The sequence below is a fragment of the Isoptericola sp. NPDC057653 genome (assembly GCF_042799955.1).
GTDB lineage: Bacteria > Actinomycetota > Actinomycetes > Actinomycetales > Cellulomonadaceae > Isoptericola.
The window spans coordinates 42,521-63,470 of the sequence record NZ_JBHVHP010000003.1 but is presented as its reverse complement, the minus strand read 5'-3'; the positions used below and the strand labels follow the sequence as shown (position 1 = coordinate 63,470).

Here is a 20,950-nt window from a genome sequence, read left to right as displayed (position 1 = left end):
CGTCGGTACGAGACCGGCCCCGCCCCGCGAGAGGGGCGGGGCCGCTCTCGTCCCCACGTCCGCCGGGTGGCGTCAGATCCACGACTCCAGGCGCATGACGTTCTGCCAGTACGGGTACGGCACCTGCGTGCCGGTCCACAGCGGGTAGAAGACCGCCGACACGGCGAGGATCACGAGCAGCACGGCGAGGATTCCCGCGACGACGAGGCCGCGCTCGCGACGGCGCCCCTCGGTGCGCTCGAGCGCGACCACCATGGGATAGAGCAGCGTGAGCACCACCCACGGTGTGAAGGCGATCGTGTAGAAGGTGAAGATCGTCCGGTCGCTGAACGGGGGCGCGTACGCGAACCACGGCAGCCAGCCGGCGGCGGTGCCGCTGAGCACGGCGACGGCGCGCCAGTCGCGGAAGCGGATCCCCAGCCAGATGGTCGCGACGATCGCGAGCGCGGCGAGCAGCCACAGCAGCGGGTTGCCGAGCGACGTGACGGCGCGGGCGCACGCGTCGGCGGCGTCGGCCGGGCAGGTCCCCTCGCCGGGCGCCTGCTTCTCCCAGAAGAACGACGTGGGCCGCCACTGCACGATCCAGCCCAGCGGGTGCGACGCGTACGGGTGGTCGGACGAGAGACCCGTGTGGAAGTCCCACATCTGCTGGTGGTACGCGAGCAGGCTGCGCAGGGACTCGGGCAGCCACGTGACGCCCTCGCCCGGATGCTCCGCCGCCCACTGCCGCATGTACGCGCCGGCGTGCGTGAACCACGACCACCACGACGCCAGGTAGACGACGAACGCGGTGGGCACGATCGTGAGGAACGCGGGCACGGCGTCGACGACCAGGGAGTCCTCCCACCAGCGGCCGACGCCGGCCGCGCGGCGCGCCGCCAGGTCCCACAGCACGGTGAGGATGCCGAAGACGGCGACGAACCACAGCCCGGACCACTTCGTGCCGCACGCGAGCCCGAGGCTGACGCCGGCGGCGAGGCGCCACCAGCGGAACCCGAGCCGCGGACCGTAGCGCGCGACGGTGCCGCCCGCGTCGAGGATCTCGGCGACCCGGCCGGCGAGCCGACGCCTGGCCTGCTCCCGGTCCATGACGAGGCAGCCGAACGCCACCAGCACCCACAGCATGAGGAACTGGTCGAGCAGCGCCGTCCGGGAGTGCACGATCGCCTCGCCGTCGATCGCCAGGAGCAGGCCCGCGGCGACGCCCATCGCCGACGACGCGAAGAGGCGGCGCGCGATCCGGACCAGGAGGAACACGGCGAGGATGCCGACGACGGCGCTCGCGAGCCGCCACGCGAACGAGCTGGTGGCGCCGCCCCCCGCCTCCATCCCGAGCCAGATCATCCACTTGCCGATCGGCGGGTGGACGACGTACGCCGCCTTGTCGAGGTAGGTGAGCACGTCGCCGGCCTCGAACGCCGGGTTCGGCTCGTCCGGCCACTGCGCCTCGAAGCCCAGCCGGCCCAGCGTGAAGGCGTCCTTGACGTAGTACGTCTCGTCGAACACGAGCTTGTGCGGCTGCCCCAGGTTCCACAGCCGCGTCGCGGCGGCGAGCAGCGTCACGACGATCGTGCCGAACCAGCCCCAGAAGCGGTCGCGGCGGCGCAGGTCGAGCCGTACCCGTCGCGCGCCGAGCAGGCGGTCCAGCAGCCGCTCGTGCGTGGAGCGGGGGTCGGGCTCCGCCTCCGGGACCGGCGGGAACGCCGGCGACGGGACGCCGGGGAACGCCGGGGGCGGGCCCCCGGCCGCACCGTGGGCGACCTCGCCGGCCTCCGTCGCCCCTGCCTCGGGCCGGTCGGCGGCGGCGAGGTCGGGGACGTCGGGCCTGCCGTACGGGTCGTCGGCCGCGCGGTGGCGACCGCGGTCCGGCGGCGTGCCCGCGGGCGCGGGATCGCCGGTGGCTGTGGCGTCGGCGTCGGGGGCGGTCACCGGGTCATCGTAGGGGCGTGGGACGCTGGTCACCATGACCCCCGAGCCTCCTGTCGCACCCCGTCCCGCCCCGAGCGCCGAGGCCGGGGCGGTCGTGCTCGCCGCGACGCCGATCGGGAACGCCGAGGACGCGTCGCCGCGGCTGCGCCGGCTGCTCGCGGAGGCCGACGTCGTGGCCGCCGAGGACACGCGCCGGCTGCACGCCCTCGCCCAGCGCCTGGGCGTGACGGTCGGGGGGCGGGTCACGTCGTACCACGAGCACAACGAGGCGGCGCGCGCCGACGAGCTGCTCGACGTCGTCGCCGACGGCGGCACCGTGCTCGTGGTGTCCGACGCGGGCATGCCCGCCGTGTCCGACCCCGGCTACCGCGTCGTCGCCCGCGCCGTCGAGCGGGACGTGCGCGTCACCGCCGCGCCGGGCCCGTCCGCGGTGCTGACCGCGCTCGCGCTGTCCGGGCTGCCGACGGACCGGTTCACCTTCGACGGCTTCGTCCCGCGCAAGCCGGGCGAGCGGTCGCGGTGGCTGGGGGCGCTCGCGGCCGAGACGCGCACGATGGTCTTCTTCGAGGCGCCGCACCGCATCGCCGACACCCTGCACGCGATGGCGGACGCATTCGGCGGCGACCGCCCCGCCGCGGTGTGCCGCGAGCTGACCAAGACGTACGAGGAGGTGCTGCGCGGGCCGCTCGCCGACCTCGTCGCCGAGGTCGACGCCCGCGCGGCCGCCGGCGACGGCCTGCGCGGCGAGATCTGCGTCGTCGTCGGCGGGGCCCCCGTCGGCGCCGCCCCGAGCGTCGAGGACCTCGTGCCCGAGGTGCTGGCCCGCGTCCGGGCGGGGGAGCGGCTCAAGGCCGCCGTCGCCGACGTCGCGACCGCCGCCGGCGTGCCCAAGCGCGACCTCTACGCGGCGGCCCTCGCCGCGAGGTAGCCGCCGAGCAGGCGGTCGCGCACGTTCTGGACGCCCAGGACGTGCGCACCCGCCTGCTCGCCGGCGTCGGAGCTCGGCGAGGTCAGGGAGCGGTCGAGGGGACCAGCTCGACGCCCGCGGCGGCGAGCTCGGCGCGGGCCTGCTCCCCCTGCTCGGGGCTGACGGGGATGGTGAGGTCCGTGAGCACCCGCGTGGCGAGGCCCAGGCCGACGGCGTCGAGGGCCGTGCGCCTGACGCAGTGCGACTCGACGAGGCCGACGACGTCGACCGCCTCGACGCGGGCGTCGCTCAGGGCCTGCTCCAGGGTGCGGCCGGCGTCGTCGGTGCCCTCGAAGCCGGAGTAGCCGTGGGCGTACTGGCCCTTCTTCACCGACACGTCGGGGTGCAGGCCGGCGAGGGCGGGGTGCAGCTCCGCGTTCGGCGTGCCGGCGATGCCGTGCGGCGGCCAGGAGTCGACGAAGTCGGGCCGATCGCTGAAGTGGTCGCCCGGGTCGACGTGCCAGTCCTGCGTGGTCACGACGATCTCGTACCGGTCGCGGTGCGCGGCGACGTAGGCCGCGACGTCCGCGGCGACCTGGTTGCCGCCGTCGACGGCGAGCTCGCCGCCCTCGCAGAAGGTGGGCTGGACGTCGACGACGATCAGGGCGCGGCCCGCGGCCGCGGGGACGGTGCTCTCGCTCATGCCCCCACCCTGCCACCGCCCGCGCGCGGGGCGCGCCCGACGTCGCGCCCGCCGTCCGAGCCGCGGGCAGACCGTTGACGCTCCCGCCGACCTCCGCTAGCGTTCCCGTTCATCGACACATGAGTCCCGATGATCGGGACGACACGACGAGGTGGGGACGTGGAGATGAGGTCGCTGACGCGACGCGCGGTGCTCCGCGCACTGGGGGTGGCGGGTGCCGCGGCGGCCGTCGCCGGGTGCGCGCCCACGATCGGCACGACGCGCATGCCGCAGGTGGCGGGCGCCTACGACGGCCCGCCGGTCACGCTGCGGTTCTGGAACGGGCTCACGGGCGGCGACGGCCCGGTGATGCGGACGCTCATCGCGGAGTTCACGGCCGCGCACCCGAACGTCCGGATCGACATGTACGCGCTGCCGTGGCCGGACTTCTACCAGAAGTTCCCGGCGGCGGTGATGAGCGGCCTGGCCCCCGACTTCGCGCTCATGCACAACTTCCAGGTGGCGACGAACGCCGCACGGAACGTGATCATGCCGGTGGACGAGGTGCTGGGCACCGTCGGGCTGACGGAGGCCGACTACCTGCCGGTCGTGTGGGGGTCCGGCGTCTACCGCGACCAGCGCTGGTCGCTGCCGCTCGACATGTGGCCGGACTCCCTGTTCTACAACCGCCGGGTGCTGGAGGCGGCAGGTCTCGACCCCGAGACGCCTCCCGTCGACCGCGCCGGGTACGAGGCGGCGCTCGACGCGCTGGCGTCGACCGGCGTCCGCGGCCACTGGCTCCCGGCCATCGACCCGCAGGGCGTGGGCCGCGGCTTCGACTCCCTGCTGTGGCAGCACGGCGGCACCCACTACGACGACGCCGGCCGGTCCGCGACGTGGGCCGGCCCCGAGGGGGTCGAGGCGCTGGCGTGGCAGCAGTCGCTCATCCGGCAGGGCTGGAGCCCGCGCGACGTCAGCGGCTCCGACGCCAACGTCGCGTTCAAGAACGACCAGAACGCGTTCCTGTGGGGCGGCCCGGGCGCCCTCATCAACGACCTGGCGCAGGTCGACGGCCTCGACTGGGACGTCGCCCCGCTGCCGCGCATCGGTGGCGAGCGGGCCGCGTTCTCGGGCTCGCACCAGTTCGTGGTCGCCAGGCAGCGCACGTTCGACGCCGACCGGCTGGCCGCCGTCGTGACCTTCCTTGGCTGGATCCTCGAGAACTCCCTCGGCTGGGCGTCCGCCGGCCCCGTGCCGGCGCGGCTGCCCGTGCTCCGCTCCCCGGAGCTCCAGGACCTCCCCGCGCAGGCGCACGTCGCGCAGGGCGTGGAGCACATCCGGTTCTACCCGCTGGTGCCGGGCATCGCGGAGGTGCAGACGACGATCCTCTACCCGGCCGTCGGGGACGCCCTGCTGTCCCTGGGCGACCCGCGCACCGCGCTCGAGACCGCCACCACCCAGGCGTCCTTCCTCCTCACGGAGAACGCCTCGAAGTACGGGGAGGCCTGACATGACCACCGTCTCCGCCGCCGGCACCGCCCGGCACGAGGCCCCGGCGCCCGCCACGGGCGCGGCCGGACCCGACGTGCGGCGCCGCGCCCGCTCGCCGCACCGCCCGCGCTGGTGGACGCCGTACGCCTTCCTCGCCCCGTTCCTCCTGATCTTCGGCACGTTCGTCCTGGTCCCCGCGGTGTCGGGCGTCTGGATGAGCCTGCACAACTGGGACTTCTTCCTCCCGGCCCGCCCGTTCGTCGGGCTGCAGAACTACGTCGACCTGTTCACGCCCGGCGCGCTCGTCGCCCAGCAGTTCTGGGAGAGCATGCGCGCCACGGGGATCTTCGTGGTGCTCAGCGTCCCGCTGCTCATGGCGGTCCCGCTGGCGCTCGCGCTGCTGCTCAACCAGCGCTTCCGCGGCCGCACGTTCTTCCGGGCGGTGTTCTTCGCGCCCTACGTGCTGGGCGTGAGCGTCGTCGGGCTGCTGTGGCAGTACCTGCTCAACGGCAACACGGGGCTGGTCAACGGCTACCTCGCGGAGCTCGGCATCACCGAGGCCGTGCCCTGGCTCACGGCGACGCCGTGGGTCTGGGTGTCGCTGGTCGGCGTCACGCTGTGGTGGACCCTGGGGTTCAACTCCGTGGTCTACCTGGCGGGCCTCCAGGGCGTCGACGAGGCGCTCTACGACGCGGCGAAGGTGGACGGCGCCGGCCGGTGGGCCCGGCTGTGGCACGTGACGCTGCCGCAGCTGCGGCCCGTCATCCTCTTCGTCCTCACGATGACGGTGCTGGCGTCCGCGAACATGTTCGGCCAGTCGTACCTGCTCACGGGCGGCAACCCGTCGAACGAGACGCGCACGGCGATCATGTTCATCGCCGAGGTCGGGCTCGAGCAGTTCCGCATGGGCCTCGCCGCCGCGATGAGCTACCTGCTCGCTCTCCTGCTGATCGTCGTCAGCGCCCTGAACTTCCTGTTCCTGCGTCAGAAGGAGAGCTGAGATGACGACCACGGTCGAGCGCACGGGACGTGCCCGCACCCGGACGGCGTCCCCGGCCGGGCGCGGGGTGGTCGGCACCCTGCTGCTGTACGCGCTGCTGCTGATCCTGTCGGTCCTCGTCCTGGCGCCGCTGCTCTGGATGCTGTCGACGTCGTTCAAGACGACGGGCGACGCGACGGTCCTGCCGCCGCAGTGGGTGCCGCCGGAGCCCACGCTCGAGGGGTACCGCACCCTCTTCGCCGACGCCCAGGCGCCGCTGCTGCGCTGGTTCGGCAACTCGGTGCTCGTCGGGGTGCTGCACACGGTCCTGGTGCTCGCGACGGCGTCGGCGGCGGCCTACCCGCTGGCCCGCATGCGGTTCCCCGGGCGGCGGGTCGTGTTCGCCGTCATCGTCGCCACGCTGTTCGTGCCGGGGTTCGTCTTCCTCATGCCGAACTACCTCATCGTGGACGGGCTCGGCTGGCTCGACACCGTGTGGGCCCTGGTCATCCCGGGGGCGGCGAGCGCGTTCGGCGTCTTCTTCCTGTGCCAGTTCTTCGCCGGCCTCCCGGCGGCCCTCGAGGAGGCCGCGCTGATCGACGGCGCGAACCGGTGGCAGATCTTCGTGCGCGTCGTGCTGCCGCTGTCGAAGGCGCCGCTCGCGACGCTGGGGCTGCTGACCTTCCTGGCCAGCTGGAACGACTTCCTGTGGCCGCTGTACGTGCTGTTCAACCCGTCGCAGCTCACGCTGCCCGCGGGCCTGGCGACGCTGCGCGGCGCGTACGCGACGGACTTCCCGGCCGTGATGGCCGGCGCCGCCGTCGCCAGCGTGCCCGTCCTCGTCCTGTTCGCGTTCGTCCAGCGCTACGTCATCGCGGGCGTCGCCCGGTCGGGGCTCAAGGGATGAGCGCCCGGGCCGGGGCAGGATGGCAGCGTGAGCACTGTGAACGCGAGCAACGACGTCGACAGGGGAGCCGCCGGGACGCTGGTCCGCGGCCTCGACATCATCGAGTGGGTCGCCGCCCGGCCGGGAGGGACGGTGCAGCGGCTCGCGACCGACCTCGGGCTGAGCCGCAGCGCGGCCTACCGGATCGTGGGCACCCTGCGCGACCGCGGCTACGTCGTGGGCGAGACGGAGCTGCGCCTCGGTCCCGTGACGATGCGGCTCGGGCTGCAGGCGCTCGACGGGCTGGACGTGTTCGCGGTCGGCCCGGAGCACCTGCGCGCCCTGGTCGACGAGACGGAGGAGACGGCGTTCATCGCCGTCGTCGACGACGACCAGATGTGCTACGTCATGCAGGAGGAGGGCCCGCAGGTGGTGCGGGTGCTGTCGAAGCTGGGCAGCCGCGCGCCGCTGCACGCGTCCGGGCTGGGCAAGGCGTGGATGTCGGCGCTCCCGGCGGCCGAGGCCGACGCCGTCCTCGCCCGCATCCCGAGGCCGCGGTACACCCCGACCACGCTCACGACCCTCACCGAGCTGCGCACCGAGCTCGACCGCATCCGCGACCAGGGCTGGGCGCTCGACGACGCCGAGCGGGAGCCCGGCGTGCGCTGCATCGCCGCCCCGCTGGTCGGCCGCGACGGCCGGCCGGTCGCCGCCATCAGCGTCGCGGGCCCCCGCGAGCGCATCGTCGACGCCCAGGACGACATCGTCGCCGCCGTGCTCCGCACCGCTGCACGCATCTCCGCCGCGCTCGGCGCCGAGCCGCAGACGCCCGCACCACCCCCGACCCCCTGAAGGGACCCATGACCTCCGCCGACCCCCGCATCGCCTCGGTGCGCCTCGCCCGCCTCGAGACCCGCTATCCCCGCACCGTCGGCCGCAACGCGCGGCTCGGCAGCCACGGCGACGGCCCCGACTCGGACGTCGCGGTCCTCGTCACCGACGACGGACGGACCGGCTGGGGTCTGGTAGAGGGGCCGGCGGGGGACGTGACGCGCGTGGAGGGGCGCCGGCTCTCCGAGCTGGCGGACCCCGCCGTGGGCATGCTCGACCCGGCGGACCGCTGGCTCGACGTCGCGCTGCACGACCTGCTCGGCGTCGTCCACGACGCGCCCGTCCACGCCCTCCTCGGCGGGCTCGGGACCCGGGACGTCCCGGTCTACGACGGCGCGCTCTACTTCGACGACCTCGACCCGCAGGGGTCGCCGCGCGGGGTGGACGTGGTGCTCGAGGAGTGCCGGGCCGACGCCGGCCTCGGGTTCCGCGACTTCAAGCTCAAGATCGGGCGCGGGAACCGCTGGATGGACCGGGCCGCGGGGGACGAGCGCGACGTCGCCGTCACGTGCGCGGTCCGCGAGGCCTTTCCCGACGCCCGCCTCCTGGTCGACGCCAACGACGGCTACGACCTCGACGGCTTCCTCTCGTACCTCGACGCCGTGGCCCACGTCGGCCTGTACTGGGTGGAGGAGCCGTTCCTCGACGACCCGGGCGACCTCAAGGCCCTGCGGGCGTGGCTCGACGACCGCTCCCCGTCCACCCGCGTGGCCGAGGGCGAGACCAGCCCCGACGTCGCCGCCCTGCTGCCCGTGGCGACGAGCGGCGCGATCGACGTGCTGCTCATGGACGTCATGTCCTTCGGCCTCACCGCGTGGCGGGAGCTGATGCCCCAGCTGGCGGGCACCGGCGTGGGGGCCTCCCCGCACGCCTGGGGGCGCCCCCTCAAGACGCGGTACGCCGCGCACCTCGCCGCCGGCCTCGGCAACGTCGAGGTCGTCGAGGGCGTGCCGGGGCGCGTGGCGGGCGTCGACCCGGCCCTGCTGCTGCCCCGCGACGGCGTGCTGCACCTCGACGACGCCCCCGGCTTCGGCCTCCCCCTGCCCGACGACGCCCACCTGCGCCCGATCCGCTGAGGAGCCTCCCGTGCGACTTCTGCCGTCGACCCATCCCGACGACTTCGCCCGCCTGACCACCGACGAGCTCCGCGGGCGCTTCCTCGCGGACGGACTGTTCCCGTCCCCGACGCCGACCTGGGCGCTCGCGGCGGACGACCGGATGCTGCTGGGCGGCCTCGTGGCCGGCCCCGAGGCGGTGGTGCTCGTCGCGCCGCCCGAGCTCCACGCCCCCTCCCTGCTCGCGCGCCGGGAGCTCGCCGTCGTCCCCCTCGACGGCGCCGTGACGGTGACCGTGGACGGCGTCGACCACGTCGTGGCCGCGCTGGACGTCCTGTACGTCGGCGCGGGCGACGACCGCGAGGTCGCCGTCGCCGGGGAGGGGCGCGTCTACCTCGTGTCCGCGCCCGCGCACGCCGCGCACCCGGACGCCGTGGCCCGCCGCGACGAGGCCGACGGCGCCCGGCTCGGCGAGCAGGAGAGCGCCAACGTGCGCACCGTGCGGAGGTACGTGCACGCCGACGGGGTCCGCTCGGCCAACCTCGTGCTCGGCATCACCACGCTGGAGCCGGGCAGCGTCTGGAACACCATGCCGCCGCACACGCACGCGCGGCGCACCGAGGTGTACCTCTACACGGGCCTCGGCGAGGAGGACCGCGTCGTGCACCTCGCCGGCCCGCCCGACGGCACCCGGTCGATCGTGCTGGCGGACGGCGACGTCGTCGTCAGCCCGGGCTGGTCGGTGCACCTGGGCGTCGGCACCCGTGCGTACTCGTTCGTCTGGGCGATGGCGGGCGAGAACCAGGACTACGCCGACATGGACCCGGTCGGGATCGCGGGGCTCCGGTGACGGGCCCGTTCGACCTCACCGGCCGTCGCGCCGTCGTCACGGGTGCGAGCCGCGGCATCGGCCTCGCGGTCGCGGACGCGCTGGCGGCGGCCGGGGCGGACGTCGACGCCGTGGGCACGAGCCTGCGTCCGGGCACGAGCGAGGTGGAGCGCCGCGTGGCCGCGCACGGCCGGCGGTGCACGGTGCACGCGTGCGACTTCGCCGACCGCGGGGCGGTGCTCGCCCTCGGCGAGGCGCTCGTCGCGTCCGGGCCCGTGGACGTCCTGGTGAACAACGCGGGCACCATCCGCCGTGCCCCTGCGGCCGAGCACCCGCTCGCCGACTGGGACGAGGTGCTGCAGGTGGACCTGTCGAGCCAGTTCGCGCTCACGCAGGTCGTCGCGCGCCCCATGCTGGAGCGAGGCGGCGGGAAGGTCGTCTTCACCGCCTCGCTGCTGAGCTTCCAGGGCGGGGTGAACGTGCCGGGCTACGCGGCCGCGAAGTCGGGCGTCGCGGGCCTCACCCGCGCGCTCGCCAACGAGTGGGCCCCGCGTGGCGTCAACGTCAACGCCGTCGCGCCCGGGTACGTCGCCACGGACAACACGCAGGCCCTGCGGGACGACCCCGACCGCTCCGCGCAGCTGCTCGACCGCATCCCGGCGGGGCGCTGGGGGCGGGCCGAGGACGTCGGGGGCGCCGTGGTGTTCCTCGCGTCGCCCGCCGCCGACTACGTGCACGGCGTCGTGCTCCCCGTCGACGGCGGCTGGCTCGCGCGGTAGGTCAGTACGGGAAGGAGGCCGACCCCGAGGGCCGCAGCGGCTCGACGCACATCGTCCCGGACGCCGGTCGTGCGTCGAGGACGGCCTCGGGGGCCGCAGGGAGACGGGGGAGGTCGCGGGGGCGGTCGGGCTCCGCCCCGCGTTCCTCGCGACGGAACCAGCTCGACACGGTACTGACGATGCTCATCACGACCTCCGGGCTCGGCGGTACTCCGGGCTTGGTGCTGCCTTGACCACAGGGTGCCAGAACTTCGACCGACGGTCGACCACGTGTCGACCGACGCCCGAGCGTCCCGGGCGGGAGGATGGGGTCATGGACTCACGCCACCGCACCTCCGCCGTCCGCCGGGGCGCGGCGGCAGCCGTCGTGCTCCTGGCGCTCACCGGGTGCGGCACGACGGCCGACGGCGGGCCGCCCGAGGCGTCGAGGACGTCGGCGTCCCTCGGTCCCGCCGAGAACCCCACCGCGCCCGGCGCCTCGGCGACCTCCACGCCCGGGGCCACGGTCGAGACCGTCGTCGACGACCTCGACGTGCCGTGGGGCCTCGCGCCCCTGCCGGACGGGACCCTGCTGATCAGCCTGCGGGACGCCGCCCGGCTCGTCGTCGTCGACCCCGACGCGGGGACGACGACCGAGGTCACCGGCCCGGGGGCCGACACGCTCGTCGCCCAGACCACGCCCGACGGCGAGGGCGGGCTGCTGGGCGTGGCCCGCGACCCCGCGTCGGGCGACGTGTTCGTCTACCGCACCGGCGCCGACGACAACGCGGTGCTGCGCGGCACGCTGGAGGGGACCACGCTCGGCCCGCTCACGACCGTTCTCGACGGCATCCCCCGCGCCGGGCACCACGACGGCGGCGGCCTGGCCTTCGGGCCGGACGGGTTCCTGTTCGTCGGCACGGGCGACGCGGGGGACGGCGCCGCGTCGCAGGACCCGGGGTCGCTGGGCGGCAAGATCCTGCGCGTCACGACGGACGGCGACCCGGCCCCGGGGAACCCCGACCCCGCGTCCCCGGTCTGGACGCTCGGGCACCGCAACGTCCAGGGCCTGGGGTGGGAGGCGTCGGGGCGGATGTTCGCGAGCGAGTTCGGGCAGAACACCTGGGACGAGCTCAACGTGATCGAGCCGGGCGGCAACTACGGGTGGCCCGACGTCGAGGGCCCCGGGACCGAGGGCCAGGAGGGGGCCGTGGCCGGCACCGTCACCCCCGTCGCCTGGTGGTCCACGGCGGACGCGTCGCCGTCGGGCCTCGCGGTGACCGACGACGCCGTCTACCTCGCGGGGCTGCGCGGCGAACGGCTCTGGCGGGTGCCGCTCGGGAGCACGGCCTCGGGCGCGGACGAGAAGGGCGCGAGCGAGGGGGTCGACGCCGACGGGAGCGTCCGACCGCTCGGGGCGGCGCAGGCGCTGCTCGTCGGCGAGCTGGGGCGGCTGCGCAACGTCGCGCCCGTCGTCCCCGGCGGCAGCGACGCGGACGGGCTGTGGGTGCTGACCAACAACACCGACGGCCGCGGCGCGCCGCGCGACGGCGACGACCGGCTGGTCCGCGTCACCCTCCGGTGACGCGGACCGCGGTGCGGGACGCCCCGGACGCGCGGGGGACCGGCCCCTAGAATCGCGGTCGTGACCCACATCCTGTCCGCCGTGGCCTGGCCCTACGCCAACGGCCCGCGGCACATCGGCCATGTCGCCGGGTTCGGCGTTCCCTCCGACGTCTTCAGCCGGCACATGCGGATGGCGGGTCACGACGTGCTGATGGTGTCCGGCACCGACGAGCACGGGACGCCGATCCTCGTGCAGGCGGAGCAGGAGGGGGTCACCCCGCAGCAGCTCGCGGACCGCTACAACCGCGTCATCGTCGAGGACCTCACGTCGCTCGGGCTGTCCTACGACCTGTTCACCCGCACCACGACGCGCAACCACTACGCCGTCGTGCAGGAGATGTTCCGCACGGTCCACAAGAACGGCTACATGGTCGAGAAGACCACGATGGGCGCGATCTCCCCGTCCACGGGCCGCACGCTGCCCGACCGCTTCATCGAGGGCACGTGCCCCATCTGCGGGTACGACGGCGCGCGGGGCGACCAGTGCGACAACTGCGGCAACCAGCTCGACCCGATCGACCTGATCAACCCCCGCAGCCGCATCAACGGCGAGACGCCGAAGTTCGTCGAGTCGGACCACTTCTTCCTCGACCTGCCGGCCCTAGCCGACGCGCTGGGCGACTGGCTGCGCACCCGCACCGGGTGGCGGCCCAACGTGCTGAACTTCAGCCTCAACCTGCTCGACGACGTGCGCCCGCGCGCCATGACGCGCGACATCGACTGGGGCATCCCGGTGCCGCTCGAGGGTTGGGAGCAGAACCCGACCAAGCGGCTGTACGTGTGGTTCGACGCCGTCATCGGGTACCTGTCCGCGTCGATCGAGTGGGCGCGCCGCACCGGCGACCCGGAGGCGTGGCGCGCGTTCTGGACCGAGGAGACGGCCCGCTCGTTCTACTTCATGGGCAAGGACAACATCACGTTCCACTCCCAGATCTGGCCGGCGGAGCTGCTCGCCTACGACGGGCGCGGCTCCCGCGGCGGCGCGCCCGGCCCGTACGGGACGCTGCAGCTGCCCACCGAGGTGGTCAGCTCGGAGTTCCTCAACGTGGAGGGCCAGAAGTTCTCGAGCTCGCGCGGCGTGGTCATCTACGTGCGCGACATGCTGGCCCGCTACCAGCCGGACGCGTTCCGCTACTACGTGGCGGCAGCCGGCCCGGAGAGCCAGGACGTCGACTTCACGTGGGACAGCTTCCTGCGGCGCACCAACGACGAGCTCGTCGCGGGCTGGGGCAACCTCGTGAACCGCACGGCGAGCATGGTGCACAAGAACTTCGGGCAGGTCCCGACCCCGGGCGAGCGGTCCGACGTCGACCGCGCCGTCCTCGAGACGACGGGCAAGGCGTTCGGCACCGTGGGCGGGCTCATCGGGTCCAACCGCCAGCGGGCGGCGATCGCCGAGGCCATGCGCGTCGTCGGCGACGTCAACCGGTACGTGTCCGAGACCGAGCCGTGGAAGCTCAAGACGGACCCCGACCGCCTCGCCACGGTGCTGCACACGGTCACGCAGGCCGTGAGCGACTGCAACACGCTGCTCAGCCCGTTCCTGCCGCACTCGGCGCAGCAGGTGCACGAGACGTTCGGCGGCACCGGGACGTTCGCGCCCCAGCCGCGCATCGACGAGGTCACCGACCTCGACGACGACTCGCGCACCTATCCGGTGATCACGGGCGACTACGCCTTCCCGGCGTGGGAGTCGCGCGCCGTCGTACCGGGCACGGAGGTCGGGAGGCCCACCCCCGTGTTCACCAAGCTCGACGACTCGATCGTCGAGGAGGAGCTCGAGCGTCTGCGCGAGAAGGCCTGAGCGCGGGGCGGCCCCGGGGCGCAACTACGATGGGCACCATGCCGGAGCCCGCGACCTTCTACCTGACGACGCCGATCTACTACGTCAACGACGCCCCCCACATCGGGCACGCGTACACGACGGTCGCGGCCGACGTCGTCACCCGCTGGCACCGCCAGCGCCAGGAGGACGTCTGGTTCCTCACCGGCACGGACGAGCACGGCGAGAAGGTGCTGCGCACGGCCGAGGCGAACGGCGTCAGCCCCCAGGAGTGGGCCGACCGCCTCGTCGAGTCGGCGTGGGAGCCCGTGCTGCAGACGCTCGACGTGCGCAACGACGACTTCATCCGCACCACGCAGGAGCGGCACGAGACCGCGGTACAGACGTTCCTGCAGGACCTGTACGACAAGGGCGAGATCTACTCCGGCTCGTACGAGGGCCCGTACTGCGTGGGCTGCGAGGAGTACAAGCTCCCGGGCGACCTGGTGGACGGCACCGGTGAGCTCGAGGGCCAGAAGCTGTGCCCCATCCACCTCAAGCCGGTGGAGATGCTCGCGGAGGAGAACTACTTCTTCCGCATGAGCGCCTACGCGGACCGGCTCCTCGCGCTCTACGAGGACCACCCCGAGTTCGTGCAGCCCGCCAGCGCCCGCAACGAGGTCATCGGCTTCGTCAAGCAGGGCCTGCAGGACCTGTCGATCTCGCGGTCCACGTTCGACTGGGGCATCCCGATCCCGTGGGACGACAAGCACGTGCTGTACGTGTGGTTCGACGCGCTGCTCAACTACGCCACCGCCGTCGGCTACGGCTCGGACGACGAGGCCGCGCAGGAGAAGTTCGCGCGGACGTGGCCCGCCGACGTCCACCTGGTCGGCAAGGACATCCTGCGGTTCCACGCCGTCATCTGGCCGGCGATGCTCATGGCGGCCGGGCTGCCGCTGCCGAGGCGCGTGTTCGCGCACGGCTGGCTGCTCGTGGGCGGCGAGAAGATGAGCAAGTCGCGCCTGACCGGCATCGCGCCCGCCGACATCATCGACACGTTCGGCTCGGACGCGTTCCGCTACTACTTCATGCGGACCATCGCGTTCGGCGGCGACGGCTCGTTCTCCTGGGAGGACATGGTCGCGCGCTACCACGGCGAGCTGGCCAACGGGTTCGGCAACCTCGCGTCGCGCACGGCCGCGATGATCGGCAAGTACTTCGGCGGCACGCTGCCGACGCCGGGGCCGGCCACCGACCTGGAGACGAACCTCGAGGCCGTCGCCGCGAAGGCCGTGGGCGACGCCGAGGACGCCATCGACCGGCTGGCGATCCACGACGCCGTCGGTGCCGCCTGGACGCTGGTCGACGCGACGAACGTCTACCTCACCGAGACGCAGCCCTGGAAGGTCGCGAAGGCCGAGGGCGAGACCGACGAGGACGGCCGCGGCGTCGACGGGGGCCGCCTCGCGACGTCCCTCGTGACGGCTGCCGAGGCGCTGCGCTCGCTCGCGGTGCTCCTCAACCCGGTGACGCCGAAGGCCGCCCAGGCGCTGTGGGAGGCGCTCGGGGCCGAGCCCGCGCTGGGTGCGCTCGACGCGCAGCCGGTCGCGAGCGCGGCGTCCTTCGGGGCCCTGCCCGCGGGCGCCGTCGTGACGAAGGGCGCCGCGCTCTTCCCGCGCCTCGCCGACGACGCCTGACCGTGGGGCGCAAGCGCGAGCGCGGGTTCCCGGCGGACCCGGAGCCCCTGCCCGTCCCGGTCGCGGACAACCACACGCACCTCGACGCGATCGCGGGCGTGCTTCCGGACGACGTCCCGTCGCCGGGCGTCGCCGAGCACCTCGCCCGCGCGGCGGCGGCCGGCGTGGACCGGGTCGTGCAGGTGGGCTGCGACCTGCCCGGCATCGACTGGACCGTCGACCTGCTCGGTGCGGGCCACCCCGGCGTGCTCGCCGCCGTGGCGATCCACCCCAACGAGGCGGTGCTGCACGCCGGCGTGCGGGAGGTCGGCCCGGACGGGCTGGACCCCGACCCGGCCGCGCACCACGCCGTGCCCCTCGACGACGCGCTCGCCCGCGTGGCGGAGGTGGCGCGGTCGCACGACCGCGTGCGCGCGATCGGGGAGACGGGGATGGACCTGTTCCGCACCGGCCCGCAGGGCGAGGCCGTGCAGCGCGAGGCGTTCCGTGCGCACGTCGCCCTGGCGAAGGAGCTCGGCCTGGCGCTGCAGATCCACGACCGGGACGCGCACGCCCAGGTGATCGACGTGCTGCTGGCCGACGGGGCGCCCGAGCGCACGGTGTTCCACTGCTACTCCGGCGACGAGGAGATGGCCGCCCTGGCGGCGGAGCACGGCTGGTACCTGTCGTTCGCCGGCCCGGTCACCTACCCGCGCAACGACCACCTGCGGGCCGCGCTGCGCACGGTGCCGCTGGACCTGGTGCTGGTCGAGACGGACGCGCCGTACCTGCCCCCGCACCCGTACCGCGGCCAGCCGAACGCCCCCTACGTCGCGGCGCACACCGTGCGGGCGATGGCCGAGGTGCTGGAGCGCCCGCTGGACGAGGTCTGCCGGGCCGTGTCGGACACGTCCGAGCGCGTCTACGGCGCGTGGTGAGCGGGAGGGGACTTCCCCCCAGGTCACGGTTCCGTTACGGTCTGGTGCTCGTGCGGAGATCGAGGGCGAAGCGGACGTCGGACGGGTCGGCGGCCGGTCGGTCGACCCCGCGCCGCGGGGCGCTGACGGGCCCCGCGCGGCACGTCGTGCACGGCGCCGTCGTGGTCGCGCTGGTGGGCAGCACCGCGGTCGTCGCGCACGCGCACAAGTCCGTGACGATCGACTACGACGGCCGGGTCGCGACCGTCGACGCCTACGGCACCACGGTCGCCGAGGTGCTGCGCTCGCACCACATCACCCCGGGCCCGGACGACCTGGTCCAGCCGGCGGTGACGTCGGCCGCCAGGAACGGCGGCGAGGTCGTGGTGCGCTCCAGCCGCGACGTGACCGTGGAGATCGACGGCGAGGTCACGACCTTCCCGACGACGGCGCACACGGTGGGCGAGCTGCTGGCGGCGCTGGGCCCGCGCGGCGACGAGGCGGTGACGTCCGCGTCGCGCACCACCCCGCTGGACCGCGCGCCCGTCCGTGTCTCGACGATGAAGACCGTGCAGGTGGCGGTCGACGGCCTCGTGCTGCCGATCCGCACGTCGCAGGCCACGGTCCGCGACGTGCTGTCGACCGCGGGCATCACCCTCGGCGAGCAGGACCGCACCTCGGTGCCGCTCGGCGCGGCGGCCGTGGACGGCATGGTCGTGATGGTCAGCCGCGGGAACACCGACGCCGACCGGGTCACCGAGGTCGTCCCGTTCGAGACGGAGCGCGTCGAGTCCGCCGAGCTGCCCCAGGGCTACGAGGTGGTCCGCACCTCGGGCGTCCCGGGCGAGCGCGTCACCACCTACGAGGTGCGCACGCTCGACGGCGCCGAGGTGCAGCGCACGGTGCTGGACCGCAAGGTGACGCGCGAGCCCGTGACCGAGGTGGTCGTCGTGGGCACGCTCGACGTCTCGTCGGCGAACCCGGACCCGGGCTCGGCGAAGGCGATCGGCAAGGCGATGGCGGCCGAGCGGGGCTGGGGCAGCGACCAGTACGTCTGCCTCGAGAAGCTGTGGACCAAGGAGTCGGGCTGGCGCTGGAACGCCGAGAACCCGTCCAGCGGGGCCTACGGCATCCCGCAGGCGCTGCCCGGTACCAAGATGGCGTCCGCCGGCGCGGACTGGCGCACCAACCCGTCGACGCAGATCGAGTGGGGCCTGGGCTACATCGCCGGGCGGTACGGCACCCCGTGCGGGGCGTGGAGCCACTCGATGTCGGTGGGCTGGTACTGATCGCTCGCCCGGTGACCGCCCGCCTGTGAGTCGGGTCACGCCGTCCGTCACGACTTTTCGGACAGCGGGGGACAGACGCGGGCATCCGTAGCACATCCGGGCTTGGCCGATAGTCACGATCCGGTTACGGTCTTCGGAGCCACCGGATCGACCTCGGTCCCGACAGCCAGTCGGGAGGCCCGACGTCGTGGCCGGATCGCACGACGACTGGACCTGTGTGAACTCCTCGAACGAGACTCCCCATCCCTCGGCCGAGTCGACGCCCGAGGCGTCCGGCTCCGGCACCACGACCGCGACCCGTCGCCGTCGCCTCCCGCTGATCGCGGGCCTCGCGGCAGGCGCCCTCGTCATCGCCGGTGGCGCGGCCACCGCCTACGAGAACGCACGCAAGAACGTGACTCTCGACATCGACGGCGAGACGCAGACCGTCCAGACCTTCTCCGGCTCCGTCGCCGGCCTGCTCGACGCCCAGGGCGTCGACGTCGGCGAGCGTGACTCCGTCACCCCCGGCACCGATGCCGCGCTGCGGGACGGCGCACAGGTCGTCGTGCGCACCGGCCACGAGCTCAAGGTCGACGTCGACGGCGAGCAGGACGACGTGTGGGTCACCGCGCTCGACGCCGAGGAGGCGCTCCGCGGCCTCGACGCGCGCGGGTCCGACGTCTCCCTCGTCGCCTCCCGTTCCGGCGACCGCGCGTCGCTGCCCCTGCAGCTCGACGCCGACCAGCCGGTCGCCGTGGTCGCCGACGGCACCACCACGGTGGTCGGCGACGGCTCCGTCGGCCTCGACGCGATCCTCCAGGGCCTCGGCCTCACCGTCGACAAGGACGACCACGTCTTCGTCGAGAGCCAGGCCGCCAAGGCCGACGGCGACCCCGCGGTGCGCATCGTCATCGAGCGCGTCGAGACCAAGAAGGTCGCCAAGAAGGTCGCGGTCGACCACAAGTCGCGCACGGAGACGGACGCCGACCGCTACGCCGACCTGGGCAGCAAGGTCACCCAGGCGGGCAAGGACGGCCAGCGCACCCTCACCTACCGCGTGACCACCGTCGACGGCAAGGTCGTCGCGAAGAAGAAGCTCTCGGACAAGGTGACGACCAAGCCGGTCACGGAGGTCGTCGTCAAGGGCACCAAGGCGCGCCCCGAGCCGAAGCCCGACCCCGCCCCGAAGAAGACGTCGAGCACCTCCTCGTCGTCCTCCTCGTCGTCCTCGTCCTCCTCGTCGAGCGGCTCGACGTCCGGCGGCAAGGACCTCGGTTCCGCGCCTGCCGGCGTGTGGGCCCAGCTCGCCCAGTGCGAGTCCGGCGGCAACCCGGCCACGAACACCGGCAACGGCTACTACGGGCTGTACCAGTTCTCGGCGCAGACCTGGCACGCGATGGGCGGCTCCGGCCTCCCGTCGGAGAACTCGGCCGCCGAGCAGACCCGGCTCGCCCAGAAGCTCCAGGCCCAGTCGGGCTGGGGCCAGTGGCCCGGCTGCGCGGCCAAGCTCGGCCTGCTCTGACCTGACCCGCCAGACCTGCGGAACGACCGCCCGGACCGGCATCGCCGGCCCGGGCGGTCGCGCGTCCGGGCGGTTCGTCGGGGCATGTGTCGGGGACGTGGGGAGGCCGTGGAGTCCGTCACGACGGGCCCTCAGGATTAGGTTCGGCATCACGATTCGGTTACGGTCGGGTGTCCCGCATGCGAGCCGCACCCTTCAGGTGTATGTGCCGCATCGGGTGGACCGCCGGATCGGTGGGTCGGAGCTCGGCGCCCCAGGGTGCAGAGGCCGGGAGCGAGGCGCCGCGCGCCGCCCCGGTGTGTGACGGGTCGTCGAGGCCCGCCGCCGACGACCGTGCCCGGACAGCACGACGACTGGACTCTCGTGACCCGCACCCCCCTGACCTCACCCACGCCTGCCGTGCCGGCCGACGACCCGACGGCGACCGGCACGACCCGCTCCCGCCGCCGCTGGCCCTTCGTGGCCGCCGCGACCGCCGCCGCGGTCGCGGTCGCCGGTGGCGCCGTCGCCTACGCGGACGCCCGCAAGACCGTCACGCTCGACGTGGACGGCGACGTGCGCACCGTGACCTCCTACTCCGGCTCCGTCGACGACCTGCTCGGTTCGCAGGGTGTGACGGTCGACGACCGCGACCTCGTGACTCCCGCCGCCGGCGCCGACCTCGAGGACGGCGCCGACGTCGTCGTCCGCACGGGCAAGCAGCTGACGCTGCAGGTGGACGGCGAGCAGGACGACGTCTGGGTCACCGCGCTCGACGCCACGGAGGCGCTCGACACCCTCGGCGCGCGCGGCGACGACGTGCGCCTCGTCGCGTCCCGCTCGGGCGACCGGGCCACGCTGCCCGTGGACGTCGACACCGACGGCCAGGTGGCCGTGGTGCACGACGGCACCACGGACGTCGTGGCGGGCGCCGACGACGTCGCGGGCGTGCTCGACCAGGCCGAGGTCGAGCTCGGCGACAGGGACCGCGTGCAGGTGACCGACACCGCGAACCCGGACGTGAAGAAGGACGTCGCCACCGCGGTGGCCAAGCAGGAGAAGAAGCAGGCCGACAAGGCTGCCGACCAGGCCGACGAGAAGGCCGGCACGGCCGGCGCGACGGTCGAGCAGGCCGCGGCGGAGACCCCCGCCGCGCCGCAGGTGGCCGTCGTCGTCCAGCGCGTCGAGACCAAGAAGGTCACGACCACCAAGGCGATCGCGCACGACACGACGACCAAGAAGTCGTCCTCCCGGTACTCCGACCTCGACGCCAAGGTCGCGACGAAGGGCAAGGACGGCGAGCGCACGATCGTCCAGAAGGTCACGACGATCGACGGCAAGGTCGTGAAGAGGACCAAGGTGTCGAACAAGGTCACCAGCAAGCCCGTGACCCGCGTCCTCGTGAAGGGCACCAAGGCGCGCCCCGAGCCGAAGCCGGAGAAGGCGGCGACGCCGACCTACTCGGGCTCCACGCGGTCGATCGGCCAGCAGATGGCCGCCGCGCGCGGCTGGAGCGGCTCGCAGTGGACGTGCCTCGAGTCCCTGTGGACCAAGGAGTCGGGCTGGAACGCCTCGGCGGCCAACCCGTCGTCCGGAGCCTTCGGCATCCCGCAGTCGCTGCCCGGCTCGAAGATGGCGTCCGCCGGCGCCGACTGGCGCACGAACCCGGCCACCCAGATCGAGTGGGGCCTGGGCTACATCGCCGACGTGTACGGCACGCCGTGCGGCGCGTGGGGCCACTCGCAGTCGGTCGGCTGGTACTGAGCCGGCACCCGAGTCCCTGAGCG

General features: G+C 74.0%; 17 protein-coding genes. 15 read left to right on the top strand and 2 right to left on the bottom strand.

Annotation, left to right across the window (positions count from 1 at the left end):
* Positions 1 to 72: 72 nt before the first annotated feature.
* The gene (locus tag ACFU9A_RS17280) at positions 73 to 1,929 is read right to left on the bottom strand and encodes a phospholipid carrier-dependent glycosyltransferase (RefSeq protein WP_430576534.1); all 1,857 of its coding nucleotides are present in this window, start codon (positions 1,927 to 1,929) and stop codon (positions 73 to 75) included.
* A 34-nt stretch (positions 1,930 to 1,963) separates the two neighbouring features.
* Between ACFU9A_RS17280 and rsmI the strand changes: the two genes are divergently transcribed.
* Positions 1,964 to 2,857, top strand: coding sequence for a 16S rRNA (cytidine(1402)-2'-O)-methyltransferase (gene rsmI, locus ACFU9A_RS17275; RefSeq protein ID WP_430576533.1), 894 nt, complete (start codon positions 1,964 to 1,966; stop codon positions 2,855 to 2,857).
* A gap of 82 nt (positions 2,858 to 2,939) precedes the next feature.
* On the opposite strand, the gene ACFU9A_RS17270 is transcribed toward rsmI, so the two are convergent.
* Entirely contained in the window at positions 2,940 to 3,539 is a 600-nt protein-coding gene (locus tag ACFU9A_RS17270) for an isochorismatase family protein (protein WP_430576532.1), read from the bottom strand.
* A 165-nt stretch (positions 3,540 to 3,704) separates the two neighbouring features.
* Here ACFU9A_RS17270 and ACFU9A_RS17265 point away from each other — a divergent pair, with 165 nt between their 5' ends.
* The 14 genes from ACFU9A_RS17265 (at position 3,705) to ACFU9A_RS17200 (ending at position 20,927) form a co-directional block, all read left to right on the top strand.
* The gene (locus ACFU9A_RS17265) at positions 3,705 to 5,027 is read left to right on the top strand and encodes an ABC transporter substrate-binding protein (protein WP_430576964.1); all 1,323 of its coding nucleotides are present in this window, start codon (positions 3,705 to 3,707) and stop codon (positions 5,025 to 5,027) included.
* 1 nt (position 5,028) lies between these two features.
* On the top strand, positions 5,029 to 6,009 hold the full coding sequence (locus ACFU9A_RS17260; protein ID WP_430576531.1) for a carbohydrate ABC transporter permease: 981 nt from the start codon (positions 5,029 to 5,031) through the stop codon (positions 6,007 to 6,009).
* Position 6,010: 1 nt separating this feature from the next.
* Positions 6,011 to 6,895 carry a carbohydrate ABC transporter permease gene (locus ACFU9A_RS17255; RefSeq protein WP_430576530.1) on the top strand — a complete coding sequence of 295 codons (885 nt, stop codon included), beginning with the start codon at positions 6,011 to 6,013 and terminating at the stop codon, positions 6,893 to 6,895.
* Positions 6,896 to 6,922: 27 nt separating this feature from the next.
* Positions 6,923 to 7,726, top strand: a complete 804-nt coding sequence (locus ACFU9A_RS17250; protein WP_430576529.1) for an IclR family transcriptional regulator — start codon at positions 6,923 to 6,925, stop codon at positions 7,724 to 7,726.
* Between the two features lie 8 nt (positions 7,727 to 7,734).
* Positions 7,735 to 8,841, top strand: coding sequence for an enolase C-terminal domain-like protein (locus tag ACFU9A_RS17245; RefSeq protein ID WP_430576528.1), 1,107 nt, complete (start codon positions 7,735 to 7,737; stop codon positions 8,839 to 8,841).
* Positions 8,842 to 8,851: 10 nt separating this feature from the next.
* The gene (kduI, locus tag ACFU9A_RS17240; protein ID WP_430576527.1) at positions 8,852 to 9,670 is read left to right on the top strand and encodes a 5-dehydro-4-deoxy-D-glucuronate isomerase; all 819 of its coding nucleotides are present in this window, start codon (positions 8,852 to 8,854) and stop codon (positions 9,668 to 9,670) included.
* Positions 9,667 to 10,428 carry an SDR family oxidoreductase gene (locus ACFU9A_RS17235; RefSeq protein WP_430576526.1) on the top strand — a complete coding sequence of 254 codons (762 nt, stop codon included), beginning with the start codon at positions 9,667 to 9,669 and terminating at the stop codon, positions 10,426 to 10,428. The genes kduI and ACFU9A_RS17235 overlap by 4 nt, the downstream gene beginning before the upstream one ends.
* Before the next feature lie 313 nt (positions 10,429 to 10,741).
* The gene (locus ACFU9A_RS17230) at positions 10,742 to 11,992 is read left to right on the top strand and encodes a PQQ-dependent sugar dehydrogenase (RefSeq protein WP_430576525.1); all 1,251 of its coding nucleotides are present in this window, start codon (positions 10,742 to 10,744) and stop codon (positions 11,990 to 11,992) included.
* A gap of 60 nt (positions 11,993 to 12,052) precedes the next feature.
* Positions 12,053 to 13,837: a methionine--tRNA ligase gene (gene metG / locus ACFU9A_RS17225; RefSeq protein ID WP_430576524.1), complete on the top strand. Its 1,785-nt coding sequence runs from the start codon at positions 12,053 to 12,055 to the stop codon at positions 13,835 to 13,837.
* Positions 13,838 to 13,875: 38 nt separating this feature from the next.
* Entirely contained in the window at positions 13,876 to 15,495 is a 1,620-nt protein-coding gene (gene metG / locus ACFU9A_RS17220) for a methionine--tRNA ligase (RefSeq protein ID WP_430576523.1), read from the top strand.
* A 2-nt stretch (positions 15,496 to 15,497) separates the two neighbouring features.
* Positions 15,498 to 16,412 carry a TatD family hydrolase gene (locus tag ACFU9A_RS17215; protein WP_430576522.1) on the top strand — a complete coding sequence of 305 codons (915 nt, stop codon included), beginning with the start codon at positions 15,498 to 15,500 and terminating at the stop codon, positions 16,410 to 16,412.
* Between the two features lie 50 nt (positions 16,413 to 16,462).
* Positions 16,463 to 17,680: a ubiquitin-like domain-containing protein gene (locus ACFU9A_RS17210; protein WP_430576521.1), complete on the top strand. Its 1,218-nt coding sequence runs from the start codon at positions 16,463 to 16,465 to the stop codon at positions 17,678 to 17,680.
* Between the two features lie 187 nt (positions 17,681 to 17,867).
* Positions 17,868 to 19,184 (top strand): transglycosylase family protein, encoded by a 1,317-nt coding sequence (locus tag ACFU9A_RS17205; protein WP_430576520.1) that lies wholly within the window; start codon positions 17,868 to 17,870, stop codon positions 19,182 to 19,184.
* A 363-nt stretch (positions 19,185 to 19,547) separates the two neighbouring features.
* Positions 19,548 to 20,927: a G5 domain-containing protein gene (locus ACFU9A_RS17200; RefSeq protein WP_430576519.1), complete on the top strand. Its 1,380-nt coding sequence runs from the start codon at positions 19,548 to 19,550 to the stop codon at positions 20,925 to 20,927.
* The last annotated feature ends 23 nt before the right edge of the window (positions 20,928 to 20,950 follow it).

Excerpts from the sequence above, each read along its gene's own strand:
- ACFU9A_RS17255 (WP_430576530.1), top strand. The coding sequence starts at position 6,011 with ATGACGACCACGGTCGAGCGCACGGGACGTGCCCGCACCCGGACGGCG.
- metG (WP_430576523.1), top strand. The coding sequence starts at position 13,876 with ATGCCGGAGCCCGCGACCTTCTACCTGACGACGCCGATCTACTACGTC.
- ACFU9A_RS17265 (WP_430576964.1), top strand. The coding sequence starts at position 3,705 with ATGAGGTCGCTGACGCGACGCGCGGTGCTCCGCGCACTGGGGGTGGCG.
- ACFU9A_RS17230 (WP_430576525.1), top strand. The coding sequence starts at position 10,742 with ATGGACTCACGCCACCGCACCTCCGCCGTCCGCCGGGGCGCGGCGGCA.
- rsmI (WP_430576533.1), top strand. The coding sequence starts at position 1,964 with ATGACCCCCGAGCCTCCTGTCGCACCCCGTCCCGCCCCGAGCGCCGAG.
- ACFU9A_RS17260 (WP_430576531.1), top strand. The coding sequence starts at position 5,029 with ATGACCACCGTCTCCGCCGCCGGCACCGCCCGGCACGAGGCCCCGGCG.
- ACFU9A_RS17245 (WP_430576528.1), top strand. The coding sequence starts at position 7,735 with ATGACCTCCGCCGACCCCCGCATCGCCTCGGTGCGCCTCGCCCGCCTC.
- ACFU9A_RS17270 (WP_430576532.1), bottom strand. The coding sequence starts at position 3,539 with ATGAGCGAGAGCACCGTCCCCGCGGCCGCGGGCCGCGCCCTGATCGTC.